The 22,586-nt window shown below is 43.0% G+C and carries 20 protein-coding genes; 12 read left to right on the top strand and 8 right to left on the bottom strand.

Translation table 11 applies throughout. The features are described from left to right. The first annotated feature begins 11 nt into the window (after nt 1-11). The 3 genes from R7E29_RS15430 (at nt 12) to R7E29_RS15420 (ending at nt 3,768) form a co-directional block, all read left to right on the top strand. The gene (locus tag R7E29_RS15430; protein ID WP_005380192.1) at nt 12-803 is read left to right on the top strand and encodes a DeoR/GlpR family transcriptional regulator; all 792 of its coding nucleotides are present in this window, start codon (nt 12-14) and stop codon (nt 801-803) included. A gap of 175 nt (nt 804-978) precedes the next feature. Then, nucleotides 979-2,538: a glycerol-3-phosphate dehydrogenase gene (glpD, locus tag R7E29_RS15425; protein ID WP_054576307.1), complete on the top strand. Its 1,560-nt coding sequence runs from the start codon at nt 979-981 to the stop codon at nt 2,536-2,538. A 276-nt stretch (nt 2,539-2,814) separates the two neighbouring features. After that, nucleotides 2,815-3,768: a CorA family divalent cation transporter gene (locus R7E29_RS15420; RefSeq protein WP_005391702.1), complete on the top strand. Its 954-nt coding sequence runs from the start codon at nt 2,815-2,817 to the stop codon at nt 3,766-3,768. Between the two features lie 73 nt (nt 3,769-3,841). On the opposite strand, the gene R7E29_RS15415 is transcribed toward R7E29_RS15420, so the two are convergent. Then, a complete protein-coding gene (locus tag R7E29_RS15415) occupies nt 3,842-5,026 on the bottom strand; it encodes an NnrS family protein (RefSeq protein ID WP_054576308.1) in 1,185 nt (394 codons plus the stop codon). Between the two features lie 182 nt (nt 5,027-5,208). Here R7E29_RS15415 and R7E29_RS15410 point away from each other — a divergent pair, with 182 nt between their 5' ends. Continuing rightward, a complete protein-coding gene (locus R7E29_RS15410; protein ID WP_025768214.1) occupies nt 5,209-5,760 on the top strand; it encodes a gamma-glutamylcyclotransferase family protein in 552 nt (183 codons plus the stop codon). A gap of 38 nt (nt 5,761-5,798) precedes the next feature. Here the strand turns inward: R7E29_RS15410 and R7E29_RS15405 are convergent, their stop codons facing one another. Beyond that, nucleotides 5,799-6,386 (bottom strand): outer membrane beta-barrel protein, encoded by a 588-nt coding sequence (locus tag R7E29_RS15405; RefSeq protein ID WP_017820436.1) that lies wholly within the window; start codon nt 6,384-6,386, stop codon nt 5,799-5,801. 420 nt (nt 6,387-6,806) lie between these two features. Between R7E29_RS15405 and ebgR the strand changes: the two genes are divergently transcribed. After that, nucleotides 6,807-7,793, top strand: coding sequence for a transcriptional regulator EbgR (gene ebgR / locus R7E29_RS15400; protein ID WP_054576309.1), 987 nt, complete (start codon nt 6,807-6,809; stop codon nt 7,791-7,793). 172 nt (nt 7,794-7,965) lie between these two features. Here the strand turns inward: ebgR and R7E29_RS15395 are convergent, their stop codons facing one another. Continuing rightward, nucleotides 7,966-8,883 carry a LysR family transcriptional regulator gene (locus tag R7E29_RS15395; protein WP_005380171.1) on the bottom strand — a complete coding sequence of 306 codons (918 nt, stop codon included), beginning with the start codon at nt 8,881-8,883 and terminating at the stop codon, nt 7,966-7,968. A gap of 112 nt (nt 8,884-8,995) precedes the next feature. Here R7E29_RS15395 and chrA point away from each other — a divergent pair, with 112 nt between their 5' ends. Continuing rightward, a complete protein-coding gene (gene chrA, locus R7E29_RS15390; RefSeq protein WP_054576310.1) occupies nt 8,996-10,135 on the top strand; it encodes a chromate efflux transporter in 1,140 nt (379 codons plus the stop codon). A 123-nt stretch (nt 10,136-10,258) separates the two neighbouring features. Here the strand turns inward: chrA and R7E29_RS15385 are convergent, their stop codons facing one another. Next, the gene (locus tag R7E29_RS15385) at nt 10,259-10,903 is read right to left on the bottom strand and encodes a helix-turn-helix transcriptional regulator (RefSeq protein ID WP_005380169.1); all 645 of its coding nucleotides are present in this window, start codon (nt 10,901-10,903) and stop codon (nt 10,259-10,261) included. 568 nt (nt 10,904-11,471) lie between these two features. Here R7E29_RS15385 and R7E29_RS15380 point away from each other — a divergent pair. From R7E29_RS15380 to R7E29_RS15365, 4 genes are read left to right on the top strand one after another with little or no spacing between them, the layout of a single operon-like run. Beyond that, nucleotides 11,472-12,401, top strand: coding sequence for a hypothetical protein (locus R7E29_RS15380; RefSeq protein ID WP_005391691.1), 930 nt, complete (start codon nt 11,472-11,474; stop codon nt 12,399-12,401). 20 nt (nt 12,402-12,421) lie between these two features. After that, nucleotides 12,422-12,745 (top strand): hypothetical protein, encoded by a 324-nt coding sequence (locus tag R7E29_RS15375; RefSeq protein ID WP_005380167.1) that lies wholly within the window; start codon nt 12,422-12,424, stop codon nt 12,743-12,745. A gap of 5 nt (nt 12,746-12,750) precedes the next feature. Further along, on the top strand, nt 12,751-13,428 hold the full coding sequence (locus R7E29_RS15370) for a C39 family peptidase (RefSeq protein ID WP_005380165.1): 678 nt from the start codon (nt 12,751-12,753) through the stop codon (nt 13,426-13,428). A 54-nt stretch (nt 13,429-13,482) separates the two neighbouring features. Continuing rightward, complete coding sequence (locus R7E29_RS15365; RefSeq protein WP_005391689.1) at nt 13,483-14,049, top strand: hypothetical protein; 567 nt, start codon at nt 13,483-13,485, stop codon at nt 14,047-14,049. 224 nt (nt 14,050-14,273) lie between these two features. Here the strand turns inward: R7E29_RS15365 and R7E29_RS15360 are convergent, their stop codons facing one another. Beyond that, nucleotides 14,274-15,269, bottom strand: a complete 996-nt coding sequence (locus tag R7E29_RS15360; protein ID WP_005380160.1) for a transporter — start codon at nt 15,267-15,269, stop codon at nt 14,274-14,276. Between the two features lie 476 nt (nt 15,270-15,745). Here R7E29_RS15360 and R7E29_RS15355 point away from each other — a divergent pair, with 476 nt between their 5' ends. Continuing rightward, entirely contained in the window at nt 15,746-17,437 is a 1,692-nt protein-coding gene (locus tag R7E29_RS15355) for an AMP-binding protein (protein ID WP_054576343.1), read from the top strand. A 68-nt stretch (nt 17,438-17,505) separates the two neighbouring features. Here R7E29_RS15355 and R7E29_RS15350 read toward each other — a convergent pair whose 3' ends face one another. After that, nucleotides 17,506-17,706 (bottom strand): DUF1127 domain-containing protein, encoded by a 201-nt coding sequence (locus R7E29_RS15350; protein WP_224721253.1) that lies wholly within the window; start codon nt 17,704-17,706, stop codon nt 17,506-17,508. A gap of 106 nt (nt 17,707-17,812) precedes the next feature. On the opposite strand from R7E29_RS15350, the gene R7E29_RS15345 reads away from it, so the two are divergent. Next, on the top strand, nt 17,813-18,760 hold the full coding sequence (locus R7E29_RS15345; RefSeq protein WP_005380154.1) for a LysR substrate-binding domain-containing protein: 948 nt from the start codon (nt 17,813-17,815) through the stop codon (nt 18,758-18,760). Between the two features lie 106 nt (nt 18,761-18,866). Here R7E29_RS15345 and fusA read toward each other — a convergent pair whose 3' ends face one another. Both fusA and radA read right to left on the bottom strand, forming a co-directional pair. Next, on the bottom strand, nt 18,867-20,957 hold the full coding sequence (gene fusA / locus R7E29_RS15340; RefSeq protein ID WP_005386444.1) for an elongation factor G: 2,091 nt from the start codon (nt 20,955-20,957) through the stop codon (nt 18,867-18,869). Between the two features lie 215 nt (nt 20,958-21,172). After that, complete coding sequence (gene radA, locus R7E29_RS15335; protein ID WP_005386443.1) at nt 21,173-22,552, bottom strand: DNA repair protein RadA; 1,380 nt, start codon at nt 22,550-22,552, stop codon at nt 21,173-21,175. Between the last annotated feature and the right edge of the window lie 34 nt (nt 22,553-22,586).

The following is a 22,586-nucleotide window of genomic DNA, read 5'->3' as shown; positions in this document are numbered from 1 at the left end:
GGGAGTGGTAAGTGAAGCAAATACCTCGACACCAGCAGATTGTTGAGCTGGTGAAAAAACAAGGCTATGTCAGCACGGATGAGTTGGTAGAAAGATTCAATGTCAGCCCACAAACCATCCGACGCGATCTCAATGAACTCGCCGATGACAACAAAATTCGTCGTTATCACGGTGGAGCCACTATTCCTCTCAGTTCTGAAAACACATCTTACAACACGCGTAAAGCGCTCAACTTCAATGAAAAAGATGTCATTGCAGACGAGGTAGTCAAACACATTCCAGATGGTGCCACACTATTCATCGATATCGGCACCACACCAGAAGCAGTTGCGCGAGCGCTCAATAAAAACCATAAACAGTTGCGTGTTGTCACCAACAACATCAATGTTGCGACCATTCTTTTCCCTAACCCTGAAATCAAAGTCATTTTGGCGGGTGGAGAAGTCCGCAGCAGAGACGGCGGTATTGTTGGCGAGGCTACCCTCGATTTCGTTAAACAGTTCCGTCTCGACTTTGGTATTCTCGGCATTAGCGGTATCGACTTCGATGGCTCGCTATTAGACTTTGATTACCACGAAGTCCGGGTCAAACAAGCGATCATTGACAATAGCCGTAGTGTATTTCTGGCCGTAGACCACACCAAGTTCGGGCGCAATGCTATGGTGAAACTAGGCAATATTGCACAGCTCAACATGATCTTTACCAATAAGCAGCCACCAGAAGAAATCTTGTCAATTTTGAAGGAAGCTTCTATCCCACTTGAAGTGGTTGAAGCTAACGAATCAAACTCCGAAAACGAGTAACATCAATCGTATAACTCCCCTCAAATGACCTCTGTCTTAATTAGACAGAGGTTTTTTTGTGTCTAAATCACACAAAACGCTCACAAACGAAAATAATAGATGATCACAAACGAAACCTGAGCTAGGATTACATTATGTTCTAAAATGCTCGTTCGCTCACCAAGAGGTCAAATTTATGAGTATACAAAATAATGCTTCCACTACTAGCTCATCCACTACCTTAGACTTGATCGTAATCGGTGGCGGCATTAATGGAGCTGGTATTGCAGCAGACGCAGCTGGCCGAGGTTTGAGTGTTGGCTTATATGAAGCACATGACTTCGCATCTGCGACTTCTTCAGCAAGTTCTAAACTGATACACGGCGGTTTACGCTACCTTGAACACTACGAGTTTCGTTTAGTTTCGGAAGCGCTCGCAGAGCGTGAGGTTATTCTTCGTAAAGCACCACACGTCGCATTACCAATGCGTTTCCGTTTACCGCATCGCCCATTCCTACGCCCAGCTTGGATGATTCGTTGTGGCCTTTTCCTTTACGATAACTTGGGTAAACGTACGACGCTGCAAGGCAGTAAAACCGTCAACCTTGCGAAATCTGGCTTGCTAAAACCAGAGATGAAAACGGGTTTCGAATACTCTGACTGTTGGGTTGATGATGCACGTTTAGTATTACTGAACGTTCTTGCGGCTCGCGAAAACCATGCTGAAGTGCGTAACTACTGCCGCGTGGAAAAAGCACACCGTGAAGGTGGTATCTGGCATGTTACTATTCACGATGTGATGACAGACCAACGTTTCGAACGTAAAGCGAAAGCGTTAGTCAATGCTGCGGGGCCTTGGGTAAAACAGTTCTTTGATGATGGATTAGAGCAAGCCTCTCCTCGTAACATTCGCTTAATCAAAGGCTCGCACATCGTTGTTCCTCGTATCCACAACGAACCGCAAGCCTACATTCTTCAAAACAAAGACAATCGCATCGTATTTATGATTCCTTACTTAGATAAGTTCTCAATCATTGGTACAACAGATGTGGAATACAAAGGTGACCCACGTGAAGTGTCGATCTCAGATGACGAAGTCGATTACCTCATTGATATCGTAAACCAACACTTTGTCCACCAGTTGACTCGCGAAGATGTAGTTTGGACATACAGCGGTGTTCGTCCTTTATGTGACGATGAATCTGACTCTCCGCAAGCAATCACACGAGACTACACGCTAGAGCTCGATGCGGAATACGACCATGCACCTCTGCTTTCTGTCTTTGGTGGTAAGCTGACGACCTACCGTAAGCTGGGTGAAGCGGCAATGAAAAAGCTGGCTCCTTTCCTACCAGAGATGGGAAGCGACTGGACGGCCAACCAAACCCTTCCTGGTGGTAACTTCAGCTGTAGTCGTGAACAATTAGCTAAACAAATTCACGCTAAATACACTTGGGCGCCAGAAGCATTGATTCTTCGTTATGTCACTCAGTTTGGTACCCAAACGTGGAACTTAATGGAAGGTACAACAAGTGAAGCTGACTTAGGACAAACGTTCTCGACACAAGCCGGTGGTGTTTACCAACGTGAGATCGATTACTTAATGAACCATGAAATGGCAATGACCGATGAAGACATTTTATGGCGCCGTACTAAGCTTGGTCTTTACATGAACGAGGAAGAAAAACAGGCCTTAACGGACTATTTAAAGAAAAAGCTACAACAGAAAGTGGTTAATCTTTCTCAAGTTGGCTAACAGCTCCCCTCCCTCCCCCCACAATAAAGCCTGCTTAGTTGCAGGCTTTTTGTTTTGTTGTTTAAGCACAACACCTTGGTGCGCTCCACTCGATTGCAAATAAGAACAACTATTCATAGACATTTGGCATTAAATACAATCATACTCATTTGAAAAATAATGCATCAATGACTTCAGAGTACCGTACTCAGAGCATTGCCTCTGTATGGCAATGCAATTCTCGCGAAAGAAGTATCTTGAGGTTATTTTGGTATCGGCTCAAACAAGGAAAAGAAAATGGGTTTTATGATTGAACATTGGGACTTCTCAACCCCAGAAGCAACTCAACAATCCACCACGGCAGAGCAAATTCAAGCTAAGCATTGGTACCATTGCGAACGGCTGCATCCTGATATTCGTGGTTGGCTGGAGCAAAACCAAGTACCTCGAGCTACGGTTGATCATCTATTAGCCGACGAAAGTCGACCATCTTTCCATCCTTTGGATGACGAGAACTTCATGTTGATTTTACGAGGCGTCAATATGAACGGCAATGCATCACCAGAAGATATGCTTAGTATTCGAATTCTCTACTTTCAAGGCGCACTCATTTCAACTCGTAAAATTCCATCACGCGCGATCATGGAGATTCGCCAAGCATTAGCGGAACACAAAGGCCCAAAAAGTCTTGCCAGTTTACTTCATCAGATCATTGAAGGATTAAACAGTAAAATAGACATTTACCTTGATACGATTGAAGAAACACTAAACCAGTTCGACGTGAATGATGAGTCGACGTACAAACATATGGCGACTCAAAAAGCACTGATTTCTATCAAGCGTTTTATTCGCCCTCAGCAGTACGCTATCCGTGATCTTGTGGAGTCAGAATCAGAATTGATTGCTTTGAGACCTCATCAATATCGCTTCGCACACAATAATATTACGCGCATAAATGAAACACTTGAGTTTTATCTTGGAGAAGTGGCGCTTTTCCAAGAAGAGATCAAACATCATCGTGATGAGAAAACCAATAAAAACAGTTACCTGTTTACTTTGGTAGCAACGATTTTTCTACCAACCAGCTTCTTAACAGGTTTACTCGGTATCAATGTTGGTGGAATGCCAGGCGTGGAATCCACCATGGCATTCACCTGGTTCTGCATCGCCTTAATTGTCATTTTTGGTCTAGAGTGGTGGCTATTTAAACGCTTGGGGCTCACGAATAAAGCGGACGACGAAGACGAATAAACACTAAACCTATAAAGAACAAAAACCAAAAGAGGAGCACGCGGCTCCTCTTTTCTCTACTCACATTAGAATCTTATCCGGGGTGACCATCCACACGAGGGGTCACAAGCATCACACCAAAGCGCCACACAAATAGCCCAAACGCAACAATCCATAATCCGCCGCTGATATCAATCCACAGTATCATGTTCGCTGGATCAAAGATCACGGCGAAACTGCGAACCAAAGCTGCCGCGGTAATTGCTGCAAACGCAAGGCTCATGTTTGGCCCTTTGTAGATCATGCGACCAGTATGTCCCATCGTCACCCGTGTAATCATCGCTAAAATCAAACCGCCTAACGCACCTATCGCAAACAGGTGAATGAGGTTATGGCTGGCAAATGCATCTCCCCAGACGCCTCGCAAAATTAAGCTTAGTGGTAAACACAAATACGCAGCATGCAGCGACCACACTAAAGGCTCGCTCAGGGTTAACCAAGGTTTCCAGCGAACAAAACGCACCAACTGAGCAACACCTGCAAATAGCATCAAAGGACTACCTAGTTCTGCAAACGTCACAGGGAAAAAGCTCAGCACAAATAGCATTACCAATGGCAAGTTCGCGAACCACTCTAACCAAGCCAATGGTTGCGCTTTTTCGAAATTAAATCGACGCGCAGTAAAAAATGGAATCACACGTCCGCCCATCACTGACAACAGCAAGGTAAACCACCACAGCATTGCTTGCCACACCGCTGAAGAGCTAAAGGGCGGCATACCTTTTATCGTTGCGTAGCTTGCAAAGTTCGCAAAGATGGCTAAAAGAAACAGTGGAATGAAAAACAAATTACGCCAACCTTTGGCTCGATACACACGAATGCCCACCTCATAGGCGACAAACAGTAAAAATACCGCTTCGATACTGCTGGTTAACCATAACGGTGCTGGTGTCCAAAGCAATATGCGGGGCACTAACCACAAGCCAAATAAAGCCAGAAGCATGTAATGCTTGGTACCATTAATGCCAGTCCAGTTTTGTACCGCGGTCAGTACAAAGCCAACTACAATGGCCATCGAAAAACCGAACAACATTTCATGTACGTGCCACCACAATGCAGGCACGGCTAATGCGTTTGGCTGTCCGCCTTGGAACATCCACACCCACAACGCAATCGCAACAATGGCGTAAATCGACCCAAACAGAAAAAACGGCCGAAAGCCTAATCGCAGCCATGCGGGGATTTTTTCTTCTACTTTTTTATCGGTGATATTCAGCATTATCTTGCCCTCAAGCGTCTCTCGATGCTGGTTAACTCAACTACATATTGATGCTACCATAAACATGCATAAAAAATACATGTTTATAATTAAGATTATACTTAAGAGGTAAAGTTGTGCTTCAGATGCGGGTTAGGTATAAACATGAGAGGCACAACTATCAGTTAAGGGATGCAACGACAATGTACATATTTGGCTATGGCAGTTTGATTAATTCTGCGTCGCGTAAGTTAACCGGACAAACGGGAGAAGCCATTCCCGTCATAGCACATGGGTTGGTTCGCTACTGGGGGAAGATTGACGACAGCTACAGCCTCTCTCCATTAGTGGTGAACCAAGGCGATGGACAGGTTAATGGCGTTTTACTCGAAGTAAATGAAGAAGCGCTCGCAGAATTCGACCGCCGTGAGCGAGGTTATCATCGTATTCAACTTCAGCCAGATCAAATCGAAACAGATGCGAGTTTTAACCAAGAACATGACATTTGGGTTTACGTAAAAGACGAGCCACTACCACCATGCGAAAAGAGCCCAATCATGCAAAGTTATGTTGATACCGTACTGGCAGGTTGCTTAGAAGTTTCCCACGCGTTTGCAGAGCATTTTGTGCGTCACACCATTGGCTGGCAACACGCGAAAGAAAATGACCGCCACCAACCCAAATATGGCAACCTTGCAGGCGTACAAGATCACCATTATGAGTTGATTGATAATCTAATAAAAAAAGGAGCCTAACGGCTCCTTTTTAGTATCTATGTTTTGCTTACGCGAGCTTAAAACTTGTAATCAACACCAACGTACAGGCTGTCAAAATCAAAATCTTCGCTGCCACCGTTTTCGGCATCAATACTTACCGAAGAAGCACGGTAGCCACCAGATACAACCAAACCTGAAGCGAACTCATAACCAGCCTCAACACCGTAGTTAAAGCCTACATCACGACCATCATCGGTAACAGTGCTAGATGATTTCACTTCATAAGAAACACTCATTACACCAAGGCCAGCAATCGCACCAACATAGAAGCCTGTACCTGCAAATTGGTATTTAGGCTTCGCATTGAAATTGAACGCAGAAGCATCAACACTAAATTTAACCGGCCACCCCATGTAAGAAAATGTTTCTTCAAAGTCGCCAAAGTATATGTACTCACCTTCAAAAGCTAGTTTGAAGTTTTCTGAATATTGAAGCTCTTTACCTACAGCAAGGCTAAGACCTGTCGCAGAAAGATCTTTTGACAAGCTTTTAACTTTAAGATCTGAATTTACCAAATCAGCACCAACATACCAGTTACCTTTTGCTTGAACTGATGCTGAAGCAACCACTGCACCTAAAGCCAATAATGGCAATACTTTTTTCATTATAATTTCCTAATTTTTCATACTGTTAGACAGCTTTTAAAAGCGCGGAGATTATAAATAGAGTTGAATACTTTCCTATTGATTTGTTTATAAAATGAGACACAAAACATAAACATGAACAATAAAACGTTTGCTTGATTAAACTCTAAACAGCTCGAGTCCTATTAAGTACTAGAGTTACCACAAGTAGCAAGTTTCCAAACCAGTCGCGTTTTTCAGTATTTTTACAGCAATATAATCCTTACGTTTACGGCTTTATTTATTACTCAATAGAGTCTATTTCATGAAAACAATTTGGCTTGATATGATGATTTAAAGTGTTTAGGACTGTCTTACTAAAGGTTTGTGCATATCTAAGTAGCTGTTTAAAATAGTCAGATTATTGAGCTCACACTTGGGCAGTGCCAACGGGAAATTTACATGGCAAAGCTAAAAGATATCGCCATTGAAGCAGGCGTCTCACTTGCAACCGTATCGCGGGTTTTGAACAACGACCCAACGTTGAGCGTTAAAGAAGAAACCAAATACCGCATTTTGGAAATTGCAGAAAAACTGGAGTACCGCACCAGTAGCTCGAAGAAAGGCATCAAAGAAGCTAAGCAAAAACATCACTTTTTAGCCTTATATAACTACAAACAAGAAACAGAGGTGAATGACCCTTACTACTTATCAATTCGTCATGGGATTGAAACGCAATGCGACAAATTAGGTATTACGCTAACCAATTGCTATAACAGTGAAATTGATGTTGAAACGAAAAAGATAACAGGTGTCCTTTTAGTCGGAAATGTCGACCAAAAGGTAGTAGATAAATTACCTAAACGTCTAGCCGATAGCATTTGCTACATAAACTTTTCAGATCCAACCTGCCCTTATGATTGCGTTGATGTCGACCTTATTCGAATCAGTAGGCAAGTAGTTGATTTCTTTGTACAACGAGGCCACCGCCGCATCGGTTATATTGGCGGTCAAAACAAGCCCGACGCAGCTGACACTCGTGAAAATGTGTTTTTGGACTATGGCTATCTAAAAGGCGTGGTCGCAGAACAAGATATACACTATTGTGCCTGCTCTAGTTTGTCCGGTTATAACTTAGCGAAAGAGATGCTAGCCAAAGGTGACTTCCCGAAAGCAGTATTCATTGATTCAGACTCCATCGCGATTGGCATAGTACGTGCAATCCATGAATTTGGCTTAAAGATACCAGAGGATATTACGTTGATTAGTATGAATGATATTCCTACTGCTCGCTTTACCTTTCCGCCGTTGTCTACAATTCGTATTCACTCTGAGTTGATGGGAACTCAGGGAGTGAACTTACTGGTGGAAAAATACCGAGATGGACGCTTACAACCTCTTCATGTATACGTGCAAACAGAGCTTAAACTACGTGGTACAACTCAATGATACCTTTTCCATTAATCTCTTTTATGAATTAAATCTGGAACATCCCCCCCCCCAACCAAAGACACTCATTTTGCTCAATCAGTACTGTTTCGGTATAACGCCGATAACTCAGCGGGTAGTAAGAAGTTCAACAACAAATAACTCTAAGCACCATGAATGCCCCAAATGTTTATCATTTAGAGGTGATGGTCGAAGAAACCAACTCGCGTAGCCAAATGCCTTTGTCTTCATTGTTTCGGCTGGAATGCCACAGCATGGCAATATCAAAATCCGCAACGGCGATCGGCGGCTTAACGGTAACGAGATCGTCCGAAAAGCCCTCCGCCAATGCCATTTTTTCTGGCACGATGGCAATGAGATCGCGTTTTTTCAATAGATGCCGAATAGTGAGAAAGTTGCGCGACGCCACGGTGACTTTGCGGCTCAAACCATGTTCTGCAAGCTTTTGGTCTACTTGTGTCTTTAAGCTCCCATCGGGACTTACCAGAGCTTGCTCTATGTTCGCGAACGCTTCCAGAGACAGCTGTGTTTCCCCTTGCAATACCTGTTTATCACACATGCACACGTGCTTTTCGGTGTACAAGTACAAGCTCTCAAAGTTGTCATCCAACACCGGCATGCTGCCAATAATGACATCGAGCTTTTCGTGCTCAGTTAATGCCACGTAGTTGCTACGATTGACGTTAATAAAACTGATCTGCGCCTCTGGGGCGCGCTGGCGTATTTCGTCATAAAGCCGAGGAGCAAAGATAAACTCGGCATAATCCGTTAACCCGATGCGACATACACCCGCGTAATTTTCAGGTTGGAAGGCAGACTTAGTGAGCAAGTCTTTGGCGATAGAATCCAACAAGTGATGCACAGTTGGCGCGATGTGGTGAGCGTGCTCGGTGGGCTCCATCTTGTGCCCTTTTCGCTCAAAAAGCGGGTCGTCAAACAACAACCTTAAACGAGACAAACTATGACTCATCGCCGACTGGCTAACGTAACTTTTCTCTGCCGCGACGCTAACGCTTCGATAGCGATACAAGTAGGAAAACGTCACCAATAAGTTCAAGTCAATGTTGCGCCACTGAATGTCCTCTTTCACTCCAACATCCTCATCCCATTTCATTCATAGATGAAATTAAAATCATCAATTTGAGTCATTTTAGAGCATTCGATAAATTAGCAACAATGCTTTTTAGATAAACAGGCTCGACATGTTCACCATATTCAAAACTTTTTTCTGGCTGGGTTGGTTCAGCTTCGGCGGCCCGGCGGCTCATATTGGTTATTTTCGCCAAACCTTTGTTGAGAAACTGAAATGGCTTGATGACAGCGAGTACGCGCAAATTGCCGCGCTCAGTCAGTTTTTGCCGGGACCGGGCTCAAGCCAAGTTGGCTTTGCTTTAGGCTATAAACGTGGCGGTTTAGGTGGCGCATGCGCAGCATTTGTCGGATTCACGCTTCCTTCAGTGGTCATCATGTTGGCGCTGGCGATGGTGAGCAGCCAAATCACCGACACCGCAGTGTTCCAAAACATCGTTCACGGCCTAAAACTGCTCGCAGTCGTCGTCGTGGCGGATGCGACTTGGGGCATGTACAAAAACTTCTGCCAAAGTAAACTGACCGCGGGTTTGTGCGTCGCGACTGCGATTGCGTTGCTGGTGGCACCAAGCATCATGACGCAAATGTTCGTGTTGATCGCAGCAGGTTTTGTCGGAATGCGATATCTGAAGAAAGACTCCGCGCCATCAGCCGAGTCGTTTAAACCGTCTATCGCGCCATTAGCTCTATTTGCGATGCTTTTACTCGGCTTACCGTTAGTGGCTCATACGTTACCTTTGCTTGGGCTGTTTAGTGATTTTTTCCAAGCTGGTAGCTTAGTGTTTGGTGGCGGTCATGTGGTTCTGCCGCTTCTGCAAAACATTGTTGGCGACCAGCTCAGCCAAGATGCATTTTTAACAGGCTACGCCGCTGCACAAGCTGTACCGGGGCCAATGTTCACCTTTGCTACTTTTATCGGTTATGAGCTTTCGGATACGCCAATTTTAGGCGCTCTGATCGCAACGCTTGGCGTATTCCTCCCTGGGTTTCTTTTACTACTTGGCGTTCTTAAGAACTGGCAAGCACTGGCAGGCAAACCGCTGGTCTCCGGCGCCATCAACGGTGTAAATGCCTCGGTAGTAGGGTTACTACTCGCGGCACTTTACCAGCCAGTATTTAGCAGCGCAGTTATTGCTCCCATCGACATGGCGTTAGTGATTGCGGGTTTCTATCTACACAAAAAGCTCAACCTTTCGGTACTATGGATGATCGTATTTTTTGTGGCAGCAGGCCTTGTCACGGGCATGATGTAGCCTGCTGATACGCCAACTATTGAATCTAGATAAACCACGGGCACTCAAATACGAGTGCCCTTGCTTAGATTAGATAGTGAAAACGGAACAGACCCCGATAAAAAGAGCATCACAAATTATGACTTAACTTCTCTCGGTTAAGCCATTGTTCATTCTTACCAACTTAACTGCATCATGACGAGAATGGACATCGAGTTTTTTGTACAACTTGTATATATGGCTTTTCACTGTACTTTCAGATAAAAAAAGTCTTGAAGCAATTTGTTGATTTGAAATGCCGTACACAAGTAGCTCTAGAATCTGTTTTTCTCTGCATGTTAACTCATCATGCTGCTGTTCTTCGGACAAATTTGCATGCCGATAATTGAGGACTAACTTCTCTAGGTACATTCTTGGTAGCCACAACCCACCTTTCAGTACGTATTCCGCGCCATCACATATATGTGTCACTGATGCACTTCGGAGCAAAATTCCTTTTAACAACTTCCAATGCAGTAAGTCCGTTTGTACTTTTTCACAAGGGACGTTGTGAAGCATAAAGGACCACCCAAATAGATCAAAATCTGGTAACTTTCCTTGTACTTCAAGCTGACGCATAAAATCGTAATCAATAAACATCAAATCGATACTGAGTGAGTGACTTCTGAACACCACTTCATCTGGTTGCATTATCTTTACATCGACATCATGAATGGAAGACAGCTGTTTTTTTATTAAGTTACTTTGTAAATTACTCTCAGCTAGCAGTATCAAGTGCTTCTTTTCCATAGTCCCACCACATTAACTTACCTGTTTCACCAACCCCCGTTAGAAAATTAATTGGAGGCAGCAAAGAGAATTTATCTTCATTTTAAGTAGAAAATATAGCACTTCAGAATGATATCGCATTGCTTTTCAGCACCGAAAAAGACTTAAAAAGTATGAACCTGTTGTGTTTTTATCCATACTTTTCAACCTGTGTTAGCATAAGGATATGATTTATAATATTAAATAATAAAGATAATAATTGGATAAAATGCCATTTATAAAAAATGGATGACTGCTCCGCTCAGTGCAATAGAACAAATTACTTCTTTATATTGGCTTCATTTCATACTTGATGAGTACTTAAAGTAAATACAAAAAATAACATTATGATTATGTTATTTTTTTCTTTAATACTTTAAATAGACGTACCTAAATACTCCCTTCCAGCCTGAATCATTCTCAATAATGAGAACAGCTTTCACTGATCCTTTCTTATAATTTCATCGCTTCCCACAACATTTGAAGGAAGCAGCAAGAAGTTAAGTGCAGTCATTTTTAATCAGGAATAACAGGAAATGGAGTAATCGTTATGACTCTAAACAAAACAGGGCTTGCTTTAGCAATGTCAGCAATTTTATTTAGTGGCTCTCTAATCGCGAATGAGATCGATGATGGAGACGACAACATGCAATGGACTGACAGCGCTAATACCGATATCGGTTTATCTGGCAGCTTCAATGATAACAGTGACAATAGCGCATCTCTCGGTGTTGGTGATAGCTTCAACGACAACAGCGATAATAGTGCGTCACTAGGTATTGGTCATAGCTTCAACGACAACAGCGACACTGACAACAGTGCAACTCTTGGTGTTGATGACAGCTTTAATAACAACAGCGACAACTCAAACTCGAGCACTAACACAGCTCAAAGCCACAACGACAATAGTACGTCTAACGCTAACGACAACAGTACCAGTGCTGATCTTGATGTGAGCCTAAATAGTGATAGTAGTGATTCAAGTACTAACACAAATAGAAGCCACAACGACAACAGCGACTCTAGTACTACTGTAAGACGTAGCAACAACGACAACAGTGACTCTAGTATCAACAGTAGCTTTAACGATAACAGCGATAATCGTAATCAAAGCGACAACCGTAACCAGAGTGATAACCGTAGCTACGCTGATTCAAGCACAACAAACTCGAACAGCTTTAACGACAATAGTAACTATCAAAGTGACTCGAGCTCAACAAATGTTGATAGCTTCAATCAAGTCCATATGGATACAGATATGGTTGTTGCGAGCTCAAGCCTAATGGGTGGTGTTACAGGTGCATCAGTTATTTATGCAACTAACGCGGATGATACTCGAGTTCGAGTTGAAAACATGAACACCCTTGGTGGTCTTGGTGGTGCAGCTGGTATTACTACCGTTGGTCAGAATGCTGGTTCAAATTCACTTGTACAACAATCTGTTACAACTAATGCAAGTGTGTTTACTGGGGGTGAGTAACCGACTAGTAGGAGAAAGCGATGCGTTTGGCAATCTGTACTTTGAGTATGATAGTTGCCTGCACTGCACTCGCTGATGACATTGCATTATCTGGCGGAGAAGTTAGCTTGGATATCATGAATGAATCAAGAGGTGGACAAAATGTTGAACTCGACTTGGTTTATGCAGAATCAGATATCAATGGTATTTCGTCAGATAATGTCGCGTCAAACACCGTGAGTGGTAACAATATACTATCAAGTGGAGCGTTCGCAGACAGTTCGGGTATATCCAACGTAATTCAGAACAGCGGAAACAACGTTTTAATCCAGAACTCTACCGTCGTTAACCTGACACTCAAGTAAACAATATGAAAGTATTAAATAACTTAATTTGGCTGATGCTCGTTTATTCAGCATCAGCCATTTCATTAGAACTGCTACCTTACCGAGCACATTACTCTGTTCCTGTTAAAAGCTACAAAGAAATAGTGTTCGGTGATGTTTTTCGCCAACAGTATGACTTCAGCTGTGGCTCTGCCGCCCTGGCTTCTCTTCTCACTTTTCATTATGCAACAGAGTCATCTGAACAAGATATCTTCAAAAGCATGTTTGAAAAAGGTGATAAAGAAAAAATCAAAGAGAAAGGTTTTTCTTTGTTGGATATGAAGTTTTACTTGGATTCCATAGGGTTACGTTCTGACGGCTTTCAAGTAGGACTGGAGAAAATTAAAGAAGTCGGCGTCCCTGGGATTACTCTCGTTAATTTCGACGGGTATATGCATTTTGTTGTCATCAGAGGTATAAACAATCACTCAGTTATTCTAGGAGACCCTTCTAGAGGAACCATGATAATGAAACTGGATGAGTTTGAAAAATATTACCAAGGAATTGTGTTACTGGTCCGTAACGAAGCGGAAATGGGACGGTCTAGCTTTATAACCAATGATAATTTCACCGTATATCAAAGATCACCATTAAAAACAGGAGTGTCTAGAGATTCCTTAGGGGTATTTAGCATTACTCTCCCAGTTTCCGGTGAAAATTAATATAACATTGTTTTAAATAACTTTAAGAACTTAACAACCTGAAAGGCCTACATTATGAACTACAATAAATTTTTGTTAGTGCTTTGTATGCTAATACCTCATTTTAATGTGAATGCTAAAGATGTTGGCCTGAAAGAACTTACTCCTCTTTCAAATTTATCTTTAGAAGAATATCGAGGTGGTTTCCAAATTACGGACGAGTATATTATTAATATTGGATTAAGCATTACTACGACTATAAATGGCGATGATATTTTGAACACAAATATTGCCAACTTAGTAATTGAAAATGGTAATTTAAAAAACATTAGCGCAAATAGTGAAAATCAAAGTGGAGATGTTTTCAACCAGGGTATTGTTAACATCATACAATTTGGTGAAGGCAATATTATTGGAGATGATTCTATAGATTCACCCAAAATGCCTTCGTCTCAAAATCCTAATATAATAAGTTCAGACTTTATAAATTCAAGTATTATCAATATTATTCAAAACACGAAAGATAACAGTATTATTGGACTTAGCACGCTCGTAGACATTGATGCTCAAGTAAATGGGGTAATACGGGAAATCAAAGCAAACCAACAATTAGAAGACGCCTTATTGAACCACCTTCAATGAGCATTTCCATTTTTATCTGAAAAATTGTCACGTTAAGCTTCTTTGATATTAGAAACGACTGATATCTATGATTACATACCAAAAGAAAGTTCGATATATCAATCGGCCACCATCATTTTAAGAATATATACCTACTTTATCCAATATAATCCAATCAATTTATAATGCGAACACTAGGCGCTAACGATAAATTAGGCCCAAGACTCAAGGGCCTAATATCCATTTTACAAATTAAAAGGTACTCGTACTGTTAATTGAAAGTCGGGAGTATCTTCTGTAAGACCAGCTTGAGCACTAACATTGATAGATGAGCGTTCACTAAAGGCATAGTTTATACCAAAAGTTAATGCATCTAATTGAAGCAACTTAGCATCATCTGCCGATCTGCCATTTACTTTGCTTTTTAAAATAGTTTTATGGCTAAGTCCTAAAGAGAATGAAAGATCAGGATTCACCGCAAACCCCATTCCCCCTGAAAGAGAAATAGTGTCTCCAAGTTCAACATCAGCTTTTGTGTCGCCAACTGTAACAGTATCCTCTAAGTTATAAATATAACTTAGACTAGCGAACAAGACCGCAGGATCAACAGGGTGAATAAGAGATAAATTAGGCTCAAAACTCCAAAAACCCGAACCTGTAGGGACATCACTAAATGAGTTGCTTCCATCTTCAATAGAAACATCATAAGGCGATCGTCCTGTATCCGACTTTACTCTAAGGCCACCTACCCAGTATGGCGCAGACTCAAAGTTAAACTGGTGCCTCAATGCGAACTCTACATCACCAAGCCCTCCGCCATCCACCGTTGTGTTTACTACTTCACTGTTTGAACCATCTTGAATGGGGCGCGTAGAAACTTGGTCATTACGATACACATACGGCACTCTAACTTCTAACTCTGTGGCGTTTGTTAAACCGTACCGAGCAGTTAATCCAACGGTTACTGTAGTCCTATCCGAATCACTCACTTCAATTCGCCCAACAATCAGAGTTGGTAAGACTGTATACCCAACAACAGATACTTTGTTTGAAGAGTTTTGTGTATAGCTTAAAGACGAATCAAATGACCATTTACCTTTAGGTGTGAGAACGCCTGGGCGCTCAATAACATCACCAACCGTTTGGGCACGCTGAGGAATATCATCTCCTTCAGCACCATATGCATTCCCCGCAATGAATAAACTACAAAGATAGGTACCCAGTAAAGTCTTCCGTAACATCACATCTTTCCTTTTGCTGATGATCGTACCCAAGTAATCTCAGGCAATAGCTTGAGGTGAAGCTCCTAACTTTCCAAAGTAAGATTAGTATAGCTACTTCAAAACCACGACATACCTTTAAGTTTGGCGCTTTGAAGAAATTAGGAGACATTTATACTTATCTTCAACACTAAGCCACTAGTTAATAAATAATTAGGATAGATTCTATGTTTTCGCAATATTATTAATAAAATAAATTGCTTACCTGTGCTCTTAGTATGAAGTCGGTATGACATAACAGCTGAAAAGCCTGTTCTCTTTTGCGTAGCATCAATCACATTGCTTTTTAGATCGAGTCGCTCCGACTTCAACCATAACTAACGCTATCTTCCCCACATATTTCATCAAAATGCATTCCCGTGTCGCGATTTAACATGCTAAAGTTAACAATGCGTTAACAATTATAAATACAATGAGAAGACATGGAGTCACTTAAAATGAATCAGCCGAATCTAAATAGCGCTGCTGGTTGCGCTCTCCCACCACCAAATGAAATGATCCTCAAATGGGCTCAAGAGCGTCCAAATGAGGTCTACCTAAAACAAATTATTAACCGACAGTTTGTTGAGTACACATTCTCTGATGTTGCAGATCAAGCCTTAAAACTTGTCAGCGCACTACGCTCGCTTGGTGTAAAGCCTGGCGACAAAGTTGCGTTAGTATCTAAAAACTGTGCAGAATGGTTTATTTGCGATCTTGCTATGATGCTTGGTGACTATGTCAGTGTGCCAATCTTTCCTACCGCCGGTGCAGATACCATCGAATACTGTGTGACTCATAGTGAAAGTAAAGCGATCATTGGCGGAAAACTCGATGATCCCAAAGCAACTCAGCAAGTCATTGATGCTATGCCTGAACTCATTAGCATCGCTCTACCTTATGACACGGCACCAAAGTGTAAGCACGAATACCAAGCGCTCATTGCAGATGCAATGCCAAGTGAAGAGCGTCCGCGGCATTACGATGACAAGCTAATGTCGTTGGTGTATACCTCAGGCACATCAGGGTTACCGAAAGGCGCGATGCTAACTTACGGCGCATTCAGTTGGTCTGTTCAGCAACTGATCAATCATATTGGTATCCAAGAAAACGACCGATTGTTCTCTTATTTACCGCTCGCTCATATTACAGAGCGTGTTTATATCTTCGGTTCATCGATTATGGGTGGCGTGCCAACAGCATTTCCAGAGTCACTGGACACTTTTATCGAAGATGTGAAGATGCACCGACCAACTCTGTTTATCTCCGTCCCACGATTATGGACGCTATTCCAGCAACGTATTCAAGACAAACTTCCACAGAAGAAGCTCAATATTCTGTTGAAAATCCCATTCGTCAATTCTTTGATCAAGAAAAAGCTAGCAGATGGTCTAGGTTTAGATCAGGCTCGAGTATTAGGCTGTGGCTCTGCACCTGTCTCGCCAGCGCTGTTGGAATGGTACCACTCAGTGGGCCTTGATATCACAGAGGCTTGGGGGATGACGGAATCATTTGCCTACAGCACGCTCAACTACCCATTTAGAGCTGACAAAATTGGTAGTGTCGGTAATGCAGGGCCAGGCATTGAGTTAAAAATCGCAGCCGATGATGAAATCATGGTGCGTGGCAAAGGGCTATTTTCTGGCTACTACAAAAATGATATTGCCACCCAAGAGTCTTTTGATTCAGAGGGCTGGCTACACACAGGCGATATCGGCGCTATCGACTCAGATGGTTATCTAACGATTCAAGGCCGTAAAAAAGATAACTTCAAAACCGCCAAAGGTAAATTTGTCTCTCCGGTTCCTATCGAGAAAAAGCTTTTCGAGTACAGTCGCGTAGAGATGATGTGTCTCATCGGTTTAGGGCTACCCGCTCCGATTCTTTTGGTTGTGCCACATGACTTCCCTAACTTTGATCGAGAGCGATACGCACGTACCACACGTAAAGTTATTGCCAGGATGAATCAAGAACTCGCCTCTCATGAGCAAATCAAAGGTGTGTTAATGATTAAAGAACCTTGGAGTATAGAAAATGGCGTACTGACGCCAACGCTTAAAATTAAACGTCATGTGCTCGAACAAAAGTATCATGAGATAGGCCACAATTGGCCAAAAGATGAATTGGTCGTGTGGGAAGAAGACTTGTAATTTTGCTTGCACTCCTCAACACCATTGGGGAGTGCAACTTAACTTTGAGCTTGAATCAAACTCATAGACTACTCTCTCCAGAATGGCTTACTCACTTCACAACTAATCTCCCTTTCACCTAATCCAATATCGTCCCAAAGGTGCTTTGGTAACTCTCTCAAGTGACGACGTGTCTTATAGTTCCTTCTCCAAGCCGCCAGTTTAGAATAAATTAACTGTAACCCGCTCTGATGGGCAGTAGGTATAGTACGCTCACAAGTGTGTGTCATGTTTTCCATTTCAAAGATCCCTATACAATGTTGACCACTTAATAATCAGCGACTACGCTGATAACCTCAAACGATAGAATCTGCCATAGAGTTAAGGAAAACTAATGTGAAAGATCGAATGCCTCCCTTACAAAGCTTGTATTACTTTTTCGTTGCAGCAAAGGAAGGAAGCTTTAAAACGGCAGCAAAAGAACTGTTTGTTACGCCAGCGGCCATTAGTCAGCAAATTCGTCATTTAGAAGAGTTCTTAGGCACGGACCTATTTGTTCGTCAGCACAGAAAAATCGTGCTCACACCAGAGGGAGAGCTACTGTTTAGTCAGGCAGAAAGAGGGTTTGCTCATTTGCAGCAAGGGGTAAGATTAGTCAATCAAGATCCAAACCCGAACCACCTTTCGATATCAACACTCCCCTCTTTCGCTCATCATTGGTTAGTCCCGAAAATTACGGCTTTTCGTCAGCGTCACCCTGATATCGCCTTGCTATTAGAACCAACCAATGATTTGGTGTCTTTTCAAGATAGCCAGATAGATTTATGTGTTCGTTACGGTTTAGGAAAGTACCCCAATTTAGAATCACAATGGCTAATGGACGAAGCTTTTTATCCAGCTTGTCATCCGGTGTACCAGAAAGAGCACGGGATCTATAACATCGAGGATTTAAGCAAAGCTGAGCTGATTGAAGATGTTTGGCCTGATCTTGATTGGAATATGTGGTTAGCAACCTTGGGTCACTGCGCAGCAAAGCCTACCTTAAAATACAGTGGATCACATCTCGTGCTTGAGGCTGCACTATCACTTCAAGGCGTGGCATTAGTAAAACACAGTTTAGCTCATCAATATTTTCGTTCTGGCAAATTGGTCCGAATTGGAGATATCGCTATCAAGCCCAACTTTGCGTATTACTTGTGTGCGCCAAAAGGCTACTTAAAAAGACCTAAAGCTCAATTGTTTGCGCAATGGTTGAAGGAAGAAATAGAAATATTTGAAAAGTCAGTGGTACCAGACTTTAAGACCATTGACCTAAAAGGCAACAGTACTAGAACGGCATCATAACAAACGCTAAATAGGAATAAAACAAACACGCTCTGCGTATAAGACTGCTAAATACAAAAAGCCCCGCACTAAGCGGGGCTTTCAAGTTATAGAGTTAACTTAAGAATTACTTCTTAGCGTTACGCTCTTTAACGTCAGCAATTACTTGCTCTGCAACGTTTGTTGGACATGGTGCGTAGTGTGAGAACTCCATAGAGAACTGACCACGACCAGAAGTCATAGTACGTAGAGTACCGATGTAACCAAACATTTCTGATAGAGGTACATCACCCTTGATACGTACGCCAGTAGACGCTGCTTGTTGGTCTTTGATCATACCACGACGACGGTTAAGGTCACCGATTACGTCACCAACGTGATCTTCTGGAGTGAACACGTCAACTTTCATGATTGGCTCAAGAAGTTGCGCGCCAGCTTTAGGCATAGACTGACGGAATGCACCTTTCGCTGCGATTTCGTAAGCGATAGCTGAAGAGTCAACTGCGTGGAAACCACCGTCGAATAGTTCAACTTCAACGTCTAGAGTAGGGAAGCCAGCTAGAACACCGTGCTCCATCATTGACGCAAAGCCTTTCTCAACTGCAGGCCAGAATTCTTTAGGTACGTTACCACCAACAACTGTTGATTTGAACGTGAAGCCAGAGTTTGGCTCACCTGGTTTGATGCGGTAATCGATCTTACCGAACTGACCAGAACCACCAGACTGTTTCTTGTGCGTGTAGCTATCTTCGATTGCTTGAGTGATAGTTTCACGGTAAGCAACCTGTGGAGCACCAACTTCTAGCTCAACGCCGTAAGTACGCTTAAGGATATCTACCTTGATGTCTAGGTGAAGTTCACCCATACCTTTCAGGATAGTTTCGCCTGAATCTTCATCAGTCTCAACTTGGAATGATGGATCTTCTGCAACCATTTTACCGATCGCGATACCCATCTTCTCAGAACCGCCTTTATCTTTAGGCTTAACTGCGATAGAGATTACTGGATCTGGGAAGATCATTGGCTCAAGAGTACATTCGTGCTTAGGATCACATAGAGTGTGACCAGTTTGAACGTTCTTCATACCAACTACAGCGATGATGTCACCAGCTTGTGCTGAATCGATCTCGTTACGCTCGTCCGCGTGCATCTCAACCATACGGCCGATACGCTCTGTTTTACCAGTTGCAGAGTTAAGGATTGTGTCACCTTTCTTCATCTTACCAGAGTAGATGCGGATAAAGGTTAGAGCACCGAAGCGGTCATCCATAATCTTAAATGCAAGAGCACGTAGTGGCTCGTCTGCAGATACAGTCGCAACTTCACCAGTTGGCTCACCAGTCTCTGAATCAGTTAGAGGCTGTGGATCAACTTCTGTTGGAGATGGTAGGTAATCAATTACCGCGTCAAGAATAAGTTGGATACCTTTGTTCTTGTACGCTGAACCACAGTAAGTTGGGAAGAATGCTAGATCACGAGTACCTTTACGGATACAACGTTTGATGTCTTCTAGAGATGGCTCTTCGCCTTCTTCTAGGTAAGCCATCATTAGATCTTCGTCTTGCTCTAGAGCAGTTTCGATTAGCATTTCACGGTATTCAGCAGCTTTTTCTACCATGTCTGCTGGAATATCTTGAACTTCGTAGTTCTCTGGTTGGCCAGACTCATCCCATACGTAAGCTTGTTGGCTTAGTACGTCTACAACACCTACGAAATCTTCTTCGATACCGATAGGTAGAGTCATAACTAGAGGTGTAGCACCTAGTACGTTCTGTACTTGATCTACAACTTTGTAGAAATCTGCGCCCATACGGTCTAGTTTGTTAACGAAGATCAGACGTGATACGTGTGATTCGTCAGCGTAACGCCAGTTAGTTTCTGACTGAGGCTCAACACCACCAGAACCACAGAATACACCGATACCACCGTCAAGTACTTTTAGAGAACGGTAAACTTCGATAGTGAAGTCAACGTGTCCAGGAGTATCGATGATGTTTAGACGGTGATCGTTCCAGAAACAAGTTGTTGCTGCAGACTGGATTGTGATACCACGCTCAGCTTCCTGCTCCATGAAGTCAGTAGTAGTTGAACCGTCGTGAGTGTCACCGATCTTATGGATCTTACCAGTTAGCTTTAGGATACGCTCTGTAGAGGTAGTTTTACCCGCGTCTACGTGAGCAAAAATACCAATGTTTCTGTATTTTGATAAATCAGTCATTGTCTTACTCTGTTAATAAGGTATAAAGTGCGCGCAGAGTATATCACATTCTGTCAATACTGATACCCTTGCGTGCGGATGGAAGAAAAAAAATTTTAACGTGAAATTTCCGTCCCCAAAGCATAGTCAAACACAGCAATTTATGTACTTTATTCGCATTTTATTGAGGACGGATAGAACAGTTTGTGATTGCACAAATACCATTCTTATGAGCATTACAGCTCGTCAAAAGCCTCTATAGCTTCCGACAATTTCTTAACGCCGTGAATTTGCATGCCAGGGATGCCACCTTTCGGCATGTTGGCTGCTGGCACGATGGCTTTCTTGAAACCATGTTTGAACGCTTCATTCAAACGCTCTTGCCCACTTGGCACTGGACGGATTTCGCCCGCAAGCCCTACCTCACCAAAAATCACCACATCTTTAGGGAGTGGACGGTCACGAAAACTCGATAAAAGCGCCATAACTAAAGCAAGATCAGCGCTCGTCTCCGTCACCTTAACACCGCCAACCACATTAACAAAGACATCTTGGTCTGCCATTTGTAAGCCACCATGCTTATGCAACACCGCGAGCAAAAGTGATAGGCGGTTCTGCTCCAAGCCGACCGCAACACGACGAGGGTTGGCTAACTGCGAGTAATCCACCAGCGCTTGAATCTCTACTAGCAGAGGGCGCGTGCCTTCCCAAACCACCATGACGGAAGAGCCTGATGTTTCTTCTTCACCACGAGAAAGGAAGATCGCTGATGGGTTACTCACTTCTTTCAATCCTTGGCCTGTCATTGCAAAGACACCAAGCTCATTCACAGCGCCAAAACGGTTTTTATGACTACGCAAAGTGCGGAATCGGCTATCCGTTCCACCATCGAGTAGTACCGAACAGTCGATAATGTGTTCAAGAACTTTGGGGCCCGCAAGGGTACCATCTTTTGTTACGTGACCAACAATAAATACCGCAACATTATTCTGTTTTGCGTATCGTGTCAGAGCCGTCGCAGATTCACGTACCTGAGCAACACTGCCAGGCGACGATTGAACATCAGAAACGTGCATCACCTGAATCGAGTCTATTACCATTATACGAGGCTGCTCTTTTTCGGCGATTTGGCAAATTTTGTCGACGTTCGTTTCCGATAGCATTTTTAAATGATCTTTCGGCAAGCCCAATCGGGAAGCACGCATTGCCACCTGCTGTAACGACTCTTCACCGGTTACGTAAAGCGTTGGCATTTGCGCAGATAAACTACACATGGTTTGCAACAGAAGGGTTGATTTACCTGCACCAGGGTTACCACCAATCAAAATTGCGGCACCTGGCACAACACCACCACCCAAGACGCGGTCAAGCTCTTTAAACCCACTGGTGAAGCGAGGTACTTCTTGCAGATCAATTTCGGATAGCGTTTGAACCGTTGCTTCTGTTGCGGAACCAGCGTAGCCGCTTAAGCGTTCATTGCGAGCAACGGTTGGCGATGCAGCGATACGTACTTCTGTTATCGTATTCCATGCACCACATGCGTTACACTGCCCCTGCCAACGGGGAAAGTCCGCGCCACAATCATTACAAACATACGCTCGTTTTGCTTTCGCCATGATGCCTCAATTTTTTCTACAAATGTGACTAAGC

The sequence above is a fragment of the Vibrio sp. Vb1729 genome (assembly GCF_033338655.1).
Classification (GTDB): Bacteria; Pseudomonadota; Gammaproteobacteria; order Enterobacterales; family Vibrionaceae; genus Vibrio; species Vibrio alginolyticus.
This window is presented reverse-complemented; position numbering and strand designations above follow the sequence as displayed.